General features: G+C 60.4%; 12 protein-coding genes. 2 read left to right on the top strand and 10 right to left on the bottom strand.

Features of this window, described 5'->3' with window-relative positions; translation table 11 throughout:
• Nucleotides 1-197: 197 nt before the first annotated feature.
• The 8 genes from JAO82_RS03600 to JAO82_RS03565 form a co-directional block, all read right to left on the bottom strand.
• Nucleotides 198-1,196: a type I glyceraldehyde-3-phosphate dehydrogenase gene (locus tag JAO82_RS03600; RefSeq protein WP_198684981.1), complete on the bottom strand. Its 999-nt coding sequence runs from the start codon at nucleotides 1,194-1,196 to the stop codon at nucleotides 198-200.
• A 311-nt stretch (nucleotides 1,197-1,507) separates the two neighbouring features.
• On the bottom strand, nucleotides 1,508-3,757 hold the full coding sequence (gene ptsP / locus JAO82_RS03595; protein WP_198684980.1) for a phosphoenolpyruvate--protein phosphotransferase: 2,250 nt from the start codon (nucleotides 3,755-3,757) through the stop codon (nucleotides 1,508-1,510).
• A 46-nt stretch (nucleotides 3,758-3,803) separates the two neighbouring features.
• Entirely contained in the window at nucleotides 3,804-5,042 is a 1,239-nt protein-coding gene (locus tag JAO82_RS03590; RefSeq protein ID WP_198684979.1) for an aspartate kinase, read from the bottom strand.
• A gap of 93 nt (nucleotides 5,043-5,135) precedes the next feature.
• Nucleotides 5,136-5,558 carry a DUF1178 family protein gene (locus tag JAO82_RS03585; protein ID WP_198684978.1) on the bottom strand — a complete coding sequence of 141 codons (423 nt, stop codon included), beginning with the start codon at nucleotides 5,556-5,558 and terminating at the stop codon, nucleotides 5,136-5,138.
• Nucleotides 5,559-5,618: 60 nt separating this feature from the next.
• On the bottom strand, nucleotides 5,619-6,092 hold the full coding sequence (locus JAO82_RS03580; protein ID WP_198684977.1) for an NUDIX hydrolase: 474 nt from the start codon (nucleotides 6,090-6,092) through the stop codon (nucleotides 5,619-5,621).
• 86 nt (nucleotides 6,093-6,178) lie between these two features.
• A complete protein-coding gene (locus JAO82_RS03575; RefSeq protein WP_198684976.1) occupies nucleotides 6,179-6,937 on the bottom strand; it encodes an EcsC family protein in 759 nt (252 codons plus the stop codon).
• A gap of 56 nt (nucleotides 6,938-6,993) precedes the next feature.
• Complete coding sequence (locus tag JAO82_RS03570; protein ID WP_198684975.1) at nucleotides 6,994-7,485, bottom strand: GNAT family N-acetyltransferase; 492 nt, start codon at nucleotides 7,483-7,485, stop codon at nucleotides 6,994-6,996.
• Nucleotides 7,486-7,556: 71 nt separating this feature from the next.
• Nucleotides 7,557-9,161: a SulP family inorganic anion transporter gene (locus JAO82_RS03565; protein WP_198684974.1), complete on the bottom strand. Its 1,605-nt coding sequence runs from the start codon at nucleotides 9,159-9,161 to the stop codon at nucleotides 7,557-7,559.
• A gap of 166 nt (nucleotides 9,162-9,327) precedes the next feature.
• Between JAO82_RS03565 and JAO82_RS03560 the strand changes: the two genes are divergently transcribed.
• Nucleotides 9,328-10,218 carry an S-methyl-5'-thioadenosine phosphorylase gene (locus tag JAO82_RS03560; RefSeq protein ID WP_198684973.1) on the top strand — a complete coding sequence of 297 codons (891 nt, stop codon included), beginning with the start codon at nucleotides 9,328-9,330 and terminating at the stop codon, nucleotides 10,216-10,218.
• A 72-nt stretch (nucleotides 10,219-10,290) separates the two neighbouring features.
• Nucleotides 10,291-10,680 (top strand): hypothetical protein, encoded by a 390-nt coding sequence (locus JAO82_RS03555; protein WP_198684972.1) that lies wholly within the window; start codon nucleotides 10,291-10,293, stop codon nucleotides 10,678-10,680.
• Between the two features lie 26 nt (nucleotides 10,681-10,706).
• Here the strand turns inward: JAO82_RS03555 and JAO82_RS03550 are convergent, their stop codons facing one another.
• Complete coding sequence (locus JAO82_RS03550; protein WP_198684971.1) at nucleotides 10,707-12,122, bottom strand: FAD-binding oxidoreductase; 1,416 nt, start codon at nucleotides 12,120-12,122, stop codon at nucleotides 10,707-10,709.
• Between the two features lie 123 nt (nucleotides 12,123-12,245).
• Complete coding sequence (locus tag JAO82_RS03545) at nucleotides 12,246-12,830, bottom strand: GNAT family N-acetyltransferase (RefSeq protein ID WP_198684970.1); 585 nt, start codon at nucleotides 12,828-12,830, stop codon at nucleotides 12,246-12,248.
• Nucleotides 12,831-12,837 lie beyond the last annotated feature (7 nt).

Raw genomic sequence — 12,837 nt, 5'->3', positions numbered from 1 at the left:
CTGCAATGACTACTGTCCAGCCCTATGGCCTCGTATCGTCGGGAGTGGTCACTTCAGCGGTGCTGAATGCTGCACCGCCGCACCACTCATAGCGGGCTGTCATGAGCTTACTCCATCCATGCGGCCTTGTCGCGATGTCCCCTTCTCCAAATCAACCGAACCCGCGATAAATGCGCGATCTTAAAGGCCTTTCGCGATCATTCGCGTGCATCCATCAAACGGGCCATGTCCAACATCCGGTTGGAAAAGCCCCATTCGTTGTCATACCAGCCAAAGACCCTGAGCAGCCCACCGCGCGAAACCGATGTCTCTCGCCCGCTGATGATCAACGATTCAGGCCGCCCGCGCAAATCCGACGACACCAGCGGCTGTTCTGTCCAGCCCAATACCGACATATCCTGCGCGGCACGTTTCAGCCGAGCGTTCACCACGTCTACCGTGACTTTAGTGCGGGTCTGAACAATCAGGTCAATCGCTGACACGCTGGCCGTTGGCACCCTGACCGCCCGCGCCTCGATGCGGCCATCCAGTGCCGGCAGAACCTGACCTAGAAGCTTTTGCGCGCTGGTAGTTGTTGGCACCATCGACAGCGCGGCGGCCCGGCTGCGCGCCAGATTACCACGCGGCTTGTCCACCGTGGGCTGACTGCCGGTATAGCAATGAACCGTCGTCATATGCCCGCTTTCGATGCCAAAGGCCGCGTCCAGCACATTGAGTAATGGTGCCAGCGCATTGGTTGTGCAGGACGCGTTCGAGACAATCCTGTGCTGCCCCAAATCAGCTTCGTTGGCCCCCAGAACGATGGTTTTATCGGCGGTGTTTGACGGCCCTGAAACCAGCACGTTACTGGCCCCTGCGGCCAGCCCGCGCTCGGCCACCGGACGTGCGCCGGCCATGCCGGTGCATTCCAGAACCACATCAACATCGCTCAGATCCAGCACCGTCAAATCATCGGCATGATGAAACCCGATCTCCTGGCCGTCCACCACCAGAACACCGTCACCCGCCTCGACCGTGCCCGGCCAAGGGCCATAGATGCTGTCATATTGGAAAAGGTAGGCGCAAGTTTCCAGCGGTTCAATCTCATTGATCAGAACGATCTCGAAATCGCTCCGTGCCATTAACAAACGCAGGATTGACCGTCCGATCCGGCCAAATCCATTCAATGCCACTCTGGTCTTGCCAGTTTCGGTCATGCCTGTTCTCCTTGCAGTCGCCTGCTTTTTCTGCGCGCGCCAGCCTGTTGGGTTCAATAGCGTTTCGGGTGAAAGCCGCTGGTTTTAGCGTTCGTTCCCTGCTTGATTTTGCAAAATGAACCTTCGTAATGTGTGCTGCGATGCAGACGAAGTGCTGATAGCACACGCCATCGGGCAGAGTAAGCCGGGTAAATGTAACGCCCGCGCGGAGAATTCACGCCTCTGGCCCACACCACCGAGGATCAGCAATGGCTTTCATGGCTATCGCTTGCCAGTTCATCCCAGCGTAGGCAGTTAGGACGCGAAACCCGTCATACCTGAGCGCGCAGGTAATCCATCACAGCCGAGCGGACAGATGGTTCGCCCCGTTCGCGGACGCCATCCATCACGGCACGCAGTTCGACCAGATTCGAGCGTAACAGCAGGCTTTTGACCGGACCGATCGACGCCGGACGCATCGAGAGCGAACGGATACCGATTGCAGCAAGGCATAGGGCCTCAATCGGGCGCCCCGCATCCTCACCGCAGAACGACAGCGGCGTATTGCTGCGGGCACAGCGTTCGACGATCTGCTCCAAGAAGTTGAGAAACGACACGTTCAATGTGTCATAGCGGCGGCGCACACGCTCATTTTCGCGGTCAGCGGCAAAGAAAAACTGTTTGAGGTCGTTGCCCCCGATCGAGATGAACTCAACCTCCTGAAAAAACTTCTCTGGCGCGTAAGCCAGCGAGGGCGTTTCCAGCATCGCACCGATCTCAAGCGTCGCGGGCAACACGTGACCCAGACGCTTTTCCCGCGCGATGGTCTTGTCCACCTCGGCGCGGGCCGCCAGATACTCGTCGTATTGTGCAACGAAGGGAAACATGATCGTCAGCGGACGGCCCTTGGCCGCTCGCATCAGCGCCTGCAACTGCATCCGCATGACGCCGGGCTTGTCCAGCCCAACCCGGATTGCGCGCCAGCCCAGCGCCGGATTGGGTTCGTCGTTGGGCTTCATATAGGGCAAGACCTTATCCGACCCGATATCGAGGGTGCGGAACACCACCCGTTTGCCATGCGCCGCATCCAGCACGCGGGAATAAAGCGCGGCCAGTTCCGTGCGCTGAGGCATTTTGTTGCGGACAAGAAACTGCAATTCGGTGCGAAACAGGCCGACACCCTCCGCCCCCGAACTTTCAAGCGACGGCAGGTCGGCCATCAGTCCGGCATTCATCGATAGATCAATCCGTGCACCGCATCGCGTCACCGCCGGCTTGTCCCGGATCGAGTGATACCGCTCCTGCGCTTTGGCCTTCATCGCGATCTTCTCGCGGAAAGCCTTGACCACTGTATCTTCGGGACGCAGGTGCACGATGCCCTGTTCCCCATCGACCATGATCTGATCGCCGTTCATCGCCTCGTCGACGATCCGCGGGGCGCGCAACACCAGAGGAATCGAAAGTGCACGGGCGACAATGGCGGCGTGACTGCCAACCGACCCTTCCTCGAGTACGATGCCGCGCAGTGAGCGCCCGTATTCCAGCAATTCACCGGGACCGATGTTGCGCGCGACGAGCACCGGATCAGGCGGCATTTCGGCACCGTTCTGATTGTTCTGTCCAGTCAGAAGACGCAACAGGCGGTTGGACAGATCGTCAAGATCGCTCAAACGCTCACGCAGATAGGGGTCCTGAACCTGTGCCATGCGGGCGCGCGCTTGGCTTTGCTCCTTTTCCACGGCTCCTTCGGCGCTAAGGCCAGCGGCGATATCCTCCCTCATGCGGCGCAGCCAGCCCTTGGAGTTGGCGAACATCCGATAGGCTTCGAGCACCTGAAGCTGTTCTTTATCTCCGCTGGCGTTCATCGCCAGCATCTCGTCGACGCTGACCCGCAGTTTGTTGACCGCCTCATTCAGACGCTCAAGTTCGCGGGTTGGATCATCGGCGATCAGATTTTTAACAACAACACGGGGCTCATGCAGCCAAACATGGCCCTCCGCAGTGCCATCTTGTGCGGATAGCCCGCGAATCAGGACCGCCTGCTTATGGCGCGCGGCCAGCCCTGCCCCGGCGCCGGCGCCGACGAACGCGCCAAGTTCGGTCATTTCGGCAAGGACCATCGCCACGACCTCAAGCGCGTAAATCTCGTCCGCGCTGTAAATCCGTTCGTCGCGGGTCTGGACGATCAGCACCCCCAGCTTTTCGCCCAGCCGCTGGATCGGGATGCCCAGAAAAGAACGAAACTGCTCTTCGCCGGTTTCGGGCTTATAGCGAAAGCCCGGCTCGGATGGAGCATAGGACGAATTGATTGGCTTGCCCCAGCGCGCCACCCGCCCCACCAGCCCCTCGCCCAAACGCAAGCGGGTTTGGTGGACCGCCTCGGGATTTAGCCCGATGGTGGCGCACAATTCCAACGTATCCTCGTCGCGAAACAGATAGACCGCGCAGACTTCGGTCTCCATACTGTCCGCAATCAATCGGGTGATCTTGTTCAGTCGCTCCTGACCAGCAATATCGCTGGCCATGGCGTCGCGGAGGCGGCCAAGTAGCTTGCGGCTTTCACTTTCGGTGCTGTAAGCCATAGTCCCCGATCATGATCTGCAGACATTACCCGGACCGCGATGCGCTTCAGGAAGCTTTGTCCAATTCGAAAGCATCATGCAGTGCCTGAACCGCAAGTTCCATGTATTTCCGTTCGATCAACACGGAAATCTTGATCTCGGACGTTGTAATGACCTTGATGTTGATGCCCTCGTTGGAAAGGATCTTGAACATCTTGGCCGCGACGCCGGTATGACTGCGCATGCCGATACCGACCACAGACACCTTGGCCACGTCGCGATCAACGACCAGTTCCGTGAAATTCAGACCACCGGCCTCCTTGGCGGCGGCCAAAGCCTTGTCCGCGCGGGCGACCTGATTGGTCGGGCAGGAAAAGGTCATGTCGGTGCGCCCATCTTCGCTGATGTTCTGCACGATCATGTCCACGTTCACGCCTGTGTCAGACAGAGCGGTAAAGATCGCCGCGGCAATGCCCGGTCGGTCGGCCACCGACAGCAGCGTCATCTTGGCCTCATCACGGGAATAGGCGACGCCGGCAACTATGTTTGATTCCATGATATCCTCCTCGTCGCAGACCAGCGTGCCGGCTGTATCGGACGGTTCCTCGAAACTGCTAAGCACGCGCAGCTTGACCTTATAGCGCATCGCCAATTCAACCGAGCGTGTCTGAAGCACTTTCGCGCCCAGACTGGCCAGCTCCAGCATCTCCTCAAAGGCAATCTTGTCGAGCTTGCGGGCCTTGTCGGTAATGCGCGGATCGGTCGTATAGACGCCATCCACATCGGTGAAGATGTCGCAGCGTTCGGCCCCGAACGCGGCTGCGAAAGCGACCGCAGTGGTGTCACTGCCGCCCCGCCCAAGCGTTGTGATGCGCCCCTCGGGGCTGATGCCTTGAAACCCGGCGATCACCGCGACCTGCATGCCTTCGGCGAACTTCGCCCGGATGTTATCGGTCGGGATTTCCTCAATCCTTGCTGCAGAATGGGCACTGGTGGTGCGCACCGGCACCTGCCAGCCCTGCCAACTGCGCGCGGGCACATTCATCTGCTGCAAGGTCAGCGCCATCAGTCCGGCGGTCACGTTTTCGCCCGATGACACCACCGCATCATATTCGCGGGCGTCGAACATGGGCGCGGTTTCCTCAACCCACCCGACCAGCTCATTGGTCTTGCCCGACATCGCCGAGACGATGACGATCACGTCATAGCCTTTGGCCACCTCGATCCCGACCCGTTTCGCAGCGCGACGGATCCGGTCGGGATTGGCTACAGACGTGCCGCCGAATTTCATCACCAAAACGGGCATGAGTGATCTTGCTCCATGACGCACAGACAAATTCGCCCTGCGTCATAAGCGAGCGTTCCGCCGAGGGCAAGAGAAGCGCGCGATCAAGGTGCCTTAATTCATTTTTCGGCTGGAACGGAATGGCAGCGGCGCGACCTGCACCCCGTCCTCGATCAGCTTGCGCGCCTCATCCAAGCGCGCCTCGCCATAAATCGCGCGTTCTGGTGCGGTGCCATCGTGGATGGCACGCGCTTCGGCGGCAAAGGACAGACCGACATAATCCGCGTTTTCTTCCACCTTGCGACGGATTTCAGCCAAAGCAGCCTCGGCCTTGCTGGCCGGTTGTGACAGTGGGCGCGCTGCCTCATCGACACCGGTACTGACCCGCGGTGCCATGACGGCTTTTGACACCTGATCGCTTCCGCATACCGCACAGGCAATCATTCCCGATGCGGCCAGTTTTTCATAGGCGTCGGCAGACTGGAACCAACTGTCGAAGGCGTGACCTTCAGAACATTTCAGAGCATATCGGATCATGTTGAACCCATCTCACATTCTTTTTTAAAGATATATTAGACGCGGCTGTTTGCAAGATGGCTAGACATCTTGCGGCAATATAGCAGGGTTAAAATCACGTAAAATTCGCGCCAGTTCCGGCTCGTTCACCTTTTCGGCAGCTTTGCATGGGCTGACCCACTTACGCTGTCGCTGGCCGGCCTCGGGATACTCTGCCGCCAGAGAGATCACCTGCAGGGGATAGACCATGACCACACAGGGCGCGGTCCGGCCCCGCGCCATGGTCTTGGAGTAGAAATAGGAGCCCAGACAGTGTTCCAGTGGCGCGCCGATCACCCCCGCCTCTTCCCAAGCCTCCTGCGCAGCCGAGTCGGCGGGCGTCATAGAGTCCATCGGCCAACCCCGCGGTATGATCCATCGGCCCGACCTGCGCGTCGTGATCAGCAGAAGCTCAGGACTGCCTTTTGCAGTCAAGCGCCAGCACAGCGCGGCAAACTGGCTGCGCACATCACTTTTTCGCGCGCTCTCAATGGAGATTGGCAATTGCTTTATCATCGGAGTGTATCCGACCCTTGGGACTGTTCACTGCGCCTAGTGCCCGCGTTTCATATTCAGATCACCGTGCATGCGCAATGGCGGGCCTATTTCAAACGTCCGCGCATACGGCTCTCCAGCCGGGCGACCAGTTCGGCGTGCGGTACATCCGCACTGATCGCCAGTTGCCGCAAACCAAAATGCACATGCGCGACCTGTTGATAGTAATTGGTATAGACATAATTCGCCGTCGCCCCGGCCAAGGCCCCCAGCACTGGCACCGATTGCGCCGCAAGTTTCTGCCCCAGAACCGCCCCCAAACGCGGCGCGACAGCACTTATCAAGCGCTGGATATTGCCGCCCGATAGCGTCAGACGCAGCGACAGAAACCCGGTATCCGCGCCATCGTCCATTGCCAAAGGTCCGGCGGCGGCAAATACGCGGATACAATCGAATTGTACGTTGCGCGCCGCCGGATCGAACCCGTATTCCTGCGCCACACCCTGAATAGCGCGCAATAATACGGTCGTGGTGACCGGAAGTTCGATCAGGGAGGCGGGCAATCCGCCAAAGCCCCCCGCCGCGCCCATCGCGGTGGTGACAGCGGTATTCACCCAAGGCTTCTGATCAGGCACTGCTCCACGCGACCGATCCGCCGTGCGCATGGCAATCTCCAACGCCTGCTCGGTTGCTCCGGCCAGTTGCCCCCGCACCTTGACCGGCAACCGCTCAAGCAGCCCCTCGGCCTTGGCCCCCAACAGGTTCAGCAACTGCACACCAATCCCGGATGCCGCGCGATAGCGCGCCGCCAGACGGTCAAGTTCGGCCTCAACATCGACGGGTTCAGTAATGGCAATTTCGTTCATCCCGGCTCTCCTCATGGATCACCACAAGATCGGCACGAATGGCTTGGCTTTCAACGCTACACGGCATGCCAATGCGTGACCTTGCCACACACACCCTTCCACCCGTCCGGGCACAGGTCCAGCCCCAGAACACGGTCGGGGTTGGTCGGCGGCGGCATTTCAATGCCATCGAGGCGGGAAAATCCGAATCTTCCGTAATAAGGCGCATCGCCCACAAGCAGAACGCGCTGCCACTTGTCGGCCCGCGCCGCTGCTAGCGCATCGCGGATCAGAACGCCGCCCAATCCTTCGCCCTGACGTGTCGGGTGCACCGCCACCGGCCCCAGCAGAAGCACCGGTTGCCCGCTCACGCGCACTGGCCAGAACCGTATCGCACCCGCCAGAATCCGCTCTGGATCCCGCGCCACCAGCGACAACCCTTCAAGCGGAGCGTTCCCTTCGCGCAACCGATAGGAAGACAGGGCCTCACGCCCCGGCGCGAAGCATAGGTCGTAAAGCGCCTCGACTTCCCACCGATCGGCGGGTGTTTCCGGTTGCAGTTCAATCACCTGACGCCGCCATTCCAGATTTGCGTGCGGTGCGCCCTAGCACGGGGCGGTGCATGGATCAAATGCCGCGCTTAATGCGAGCCGAGAATACCCGTGCGCACCGAGTAATTCACCGCCAGCGCATAATCTGGGTCATCGTCGCTATCGACCACCAGATGCCCGGCCTTGGTCAGCAACCTGTGACAATCGCGGCTGAGATGCTGCAGCTCGATATGCTTGCCCTCTGCCTCGTATTTGCCGGCGATTGCTTCGATGGCCTGAAGCGCCGACTGATCCACCACCCGACTATTGGAAAAGTCGATGATTACCCGCTCCGGATCACCCTCAACGTCGAAGAGTTCAGCAAACCCCTCAGAAGAACCAAAGAACAGCGGTCCCTGAATGCGATATACCTTGGCGCCGTCTTCGCGAATATCGGTATTGGCGTGGATCCGGCGCGCATTGTTCCAGGCATAGGCCAGCGCCGAAACGATCACCCCGACAACGACAGCCACCGCCAGATCTTCAAGCACTGTCACCACGGTCACCAGCAGGATCACGAAAGCATCCATGCGCGGCACCCGGCGCAGAATGGTCAGGCTGTTCCAGGCGAATGTGCCGATAACCACCATGAACATCACCCCGACCAGCGCCGCCAGCGGGATCAGTTCGATCATCGGCGCGGCAAACAGGATGAAAGACAGCAGGAACAGCGCGGCAGCGATCGCCGCCAGACGGGTGCGTCCGCCAGATTTCACGTTGATCATCGACTGTCCGATCATCGCGCAGCCGCCCATGCCGCCAAAGAAGCCGGTGACAGTATTGGCCATGCCTTGCGCGATACATTCCTGACTGGCGCCACCGCGCTTGCCGGTGATGTCGCCCACCAGATTCAGCGTCAGCAGGCTTTCGATCAGCCCGATCGCCGCCAGAATCACCGAATAGGGCAGGATGATCTGCAGCGTTTCCCAATTCAGCGGGACCATCGGAATGTGAAATGTCGGCAATCCACCCTGAATCGACGCCATATCACCCACACGCGGCACATCCAGTCCCAGCCCGATGACCACCGCAGCGACGATACCAATCCCCGCCAGCGGTGCCGGAATAAAACGCGTCACGCGCGGGATGAACCAGATGATGGCCATGGTAACCGCGACAAGGCCCAGCATCATGTAAAGCGGCCCGCCGCTCAGCCATTCGGCCCCGTCGCTTCCCGGCACCTTGAACTGGCTCATCTGCGCCAGAAAGATCACGATAGCCAAACCATTGACAAAGCCCAGCATCACCGGGTGCGGCACGAGCCGGATGAACTTGCCCCACTGCATGATGCCGGCGAAAATCTGGATCAGCCCCATCAGAACTACGGTGGCAAACAGGTACTCCACCCCATGCTGAGCCACCAGCGCCACCATCACTACGGCCAGCGCCCCGGTCGCCCCCGAGATCATGCCCGGACGGCCACCGAACAGCGCCGTGATCAGCCCCACGATAAAGGCCGCATAAAGCCCCACCAGCGGGTGCACCCCGGCAACAAAGGCAAAGGCCACGGCCTCAGGCACCAGCGCCAAAGCGACCGTCAAACCCGACAACACTTCGATGCGCAGACGCGACAAGGTAAATCCCTCGTCCGGCATCCAACGCAGATCTGGAATGGCTAGTCGTTTGGCAAAAGATGCCTTAATGGCTCGTTTCATCGTAAATCCTGTCATGAAGCACGCGCGCCGCAATGCGGCGTCATAAGCGCAACTGTGGCAAATTGCCATGCCCGGCAGCGTAAAAAATCATACCGCTCCGCCTCAACGGTTGCTTGTCCTGCGTCCGCCCCCGAAGATGCGCACCGGTACAGAATAGGAAACAGCTATGACGCAGACAAGTATCGGGGTGATCGGCGGATCCGGCCTGTACCAGATTGACGGGCTGGAAAACCCGCAATGGCGCAGCGTCGACACGCCTTGGGGCGCACCTTCTGACCAAATCCTGACCGGGAGTCTGGCTGGCATCGACATGGCTTTTCTGCCGCGCCACGGGCGCGGCCATGTCCACTGTCCCGCCAGCATCCCCTATCGCGCGAATATCGATGCTCTCAAACGGCTCGGCGTCACCGATGTGATCAGTGTGAGCGCTTGCGGATCCTTCCGCCACGACATGGCGCCCGGTGAATTCGTGATCGTAGATCAGTTCATCGACCGCACTGTCGGACGCGAAGCCAGCTTTTTCGGCGCGGGCTGCGTCGGTCACGTGAGCCTGGCCTCGCCCACCTGCGCACGGCTTGGCGATGCCTGTGCAACCGCCGCCCGCGCGGCCAGCATCAAGGTGCATCGCGGCGGCACCTATCTGGCGATGGAGGGGCCGCAGTTTTCGACCCTCGCAGAAAGCCGAATCTACCGCGATGTCTGGGGGGCAGATGTGATCGGCATGACCAACATGCCCGAAGCGCGCCTCGCCCGCGAGGCCGAACTTTGCTATGCCTCTGTCGCCATGATTACGGATTACGACAGTTGGCATCCCGATCATGGCGAAGTTGACGTGACCCAGATCATCGCCATCCTGACCGGCAATGCAGACAAGGCGCGGGATATGCTGGGCCGCTTGCCCACATTATTGAAAGCCAACCGCCCAATATGCGCGCAGGGCTGCGACCGGGCACTGGAACATGCGATCCTGACCGCACCGCCGGCCCGTGACCCCGCGCTTGTGACCCGTCTTGACGCCGTAGCTGGAAGGGTGCTGCGCCCACATATGACGCGGTAACGCCGAAACAAACCTGCGCGAGAACCAAGGGGACGGGCTGGCACGCCCGCGCCCCATATGGTCTCATAGCGCATGCGGACGCTTTTACTGGCCTTCACCGAAGACGACACGCGCACCCGGCTTGGGCACCGGTTCGAGGCTCTGACGACCCACGCCTTTCGCGTTTTCCGCTGGACCGTCCTGACCGGTTTCGCGCGCTTTCTGTCGCTGGTCGACGACTCGCTGTGGTTCGACGTGATCTATTGGCTCACGGCGGCGTTGTTACTGGGTTATCTGGCCTCGATTTTCCTGCTGCGCCCGGAAATCCCGATCTTCGCGCGCCGCGATGCGCCGTGGAAGCGCGTGGTGCAAACCGTGGTCAACTATATGATCTGCATGATAGTTTTCATGATTGTCCTTTGGGGGATCGACGCACTGATTGCGGGCATCGGCGAACACCGCTTCGGATTAACGGACGGCTGAGGCGGACCACCGCGAGAACCCTGCCCCTACGCCCGCAGCACCGCACCGGGGTTCATGATCCCATTGGGGTCAAGCGCCGCCTTGATTGCGCGCATCATATCCAGTCGCGCCGGATCGCCATAGCGCTCAAGATCCCCGACCTTCAATCGACCGATCCCGTGTTCTGCGCTGATCGATCCACCCATCTCATTCACCAGATCATATATCGCCTGCTTGATCGCATCGCGGTGGATGTCGAACTCAGCACGCTCATGCCCCTTGGGCGGGAATACGTTATAGTGCAGGTTGCCATCGCCCAGATGTCCAAAGCAATTGATCCGAAACCTACCGATGCGGGCAATCACGTCCGGGGCGTGCGCGATGAAATCGGGGATCACGCCCAGCGGCAGCGATATGTCGTGGCTTGAGATCGAACCGATATTGCGGTTGGCGGCGGGGATCGCCTCGCGCAGCGTCCAGAAAGCGGCGCGCTGGGCCTCGCTCTGGGCGATGACCCCATCGCTCACCAGTCCCTGTTTAAGCGCGGTGGCGAACAGATCCTGCAAAGCGGTTTGCGGCTCATGTCCGGCCGCCAGTCCAAGATCAATCAGCACACACCATTCCGGCGGCGCATCAAACGGCTGACGCTGAGCAAGACCGGCTTCGGTCATGAAGTCCAGCCCTTGGCGATGGATCAGCTCAAAGGCGCTGACGCCCTCGCCCACTTGGTCGCGTGTCACTGCAAGTAAATCCAACGCTGCTTGCGGCGACGGCACAACCAAAATCGCTGTCCCCTGCTCAGCGGGTATCGGCGCCAATTTCAGGGCGGCAGCGGTTATGACCCCCAGCGTGCCTTCGGCCCCGATCAGCAGGTTTCGCAAATCATAACCCGTATTGTCCTTGCGCAGGCGGGTCAGCCCGTTCCAGACGCGCCCGTCAGGCAGCACGACTTCAAGCCCAAGGCACTGGTCGCGCGCATTGCCATAACGCAGCACATTCAGCCCTCCGGCATTGGTCGACAACAGCCCGCCAATGCGCGCCGAACCTTCCGAGGCCAAGGACAGCGGAAACAAACGGTCATGCTCTCTGGCGGCCTGCTGCACCTCGTTCAGAATTGCTCCGGCCTGGGCCACAATCACATTTTCCAAAGGATAAACTGCGCAGATCTCACGCATCCGCTCCAGCGACAGGATCAGCGGTGGCACCCCACTCGGCATCACCTGCCCACCCACCAGCCCGGTCCCGCCGCCATAGGGCACCACAGGCACCCTGGCCGCGTTGGCCGCGCTCACGATTGCAGCCACCTGTTGCGTGTTTTCAGGGCGCACAAGCCAGCCGCCAAGCCCGTGATACCGCCCCCGCGGCTCTTCCAGATACCGAGCTTGCACCGGGCCGATATCCAGCCCCGGCACGGAAATCCGCAGCCTTGCGGCGAAATCGTCATCTGCCGGCGTCAAATCCATGCTCACCTCATGCCCAAGGACACCTTCCCTTGCAAGCGTCATAGTTGGGCTTCTTTCTGGTCACAAAATACCCGCCGGGGAAATCGCCAGCGGCGATAGGGGGCGGCAGCCCCCTGACAAAGCTCAGCCGCTCAGCGTCTTGCCCCGCCGGTCACTGCGCAGCGATGCATACAGGACATGGGTGCGCCAACGTCCACTGATCTGAAGATAGGATTGCGCCACTCCCTCATATTTGAATCCGGCACTTTCGAGCAACCCGCGCGAGGCGGTATTCTCCGGCAGACAGGCAGCTTCCAGCCGGCTGAGATCCAGCCGGGTAAACGAATAATGTACCACAGCTTCGATCGCTTCTCGCATATAGCCGAGCCGGGCAAAGGGCTGGCCCGTCCAGTACCCCAGGGTGCCCGCCTGCGCCGGGCCACGCCGGATATTGTCCAGCGTGATCGCACCCACCAGAATATCGTCGTCGCGCCGGAACAGGAACAATGGCACTGCCGATCCGTTTCCGACCGAACGCTGGGCCCAATAGACGCGATTGGTGAATGCCTTGCGCGACAGATGATCCTCCGCCCAGCTCGGCTCCCATGGAATCAGGAAATCGCGGCTTTGATGGCGCAACGCACTCCACGCCCGGTAATCGCCGTGGACCGGCGGGCGTAGGGTCAACCGTTCGGTTTCGATCTTCAGTTTGCGCCGCGCCAGTATCATTACGCCG

Origin of the sequence: Pontibaca salina (assembly GCF_016307205.1) — a bacterium.
Lineage (GTDB): Bacteria > Pseudomonadota > Alphaproteobacteria > Rhodobacterales > Rhodobacteraceae > Pontibaca > Pontibaca salina.
This window is presented reverse-complemented; position numbering and strand designations above follow the sequence as displayed.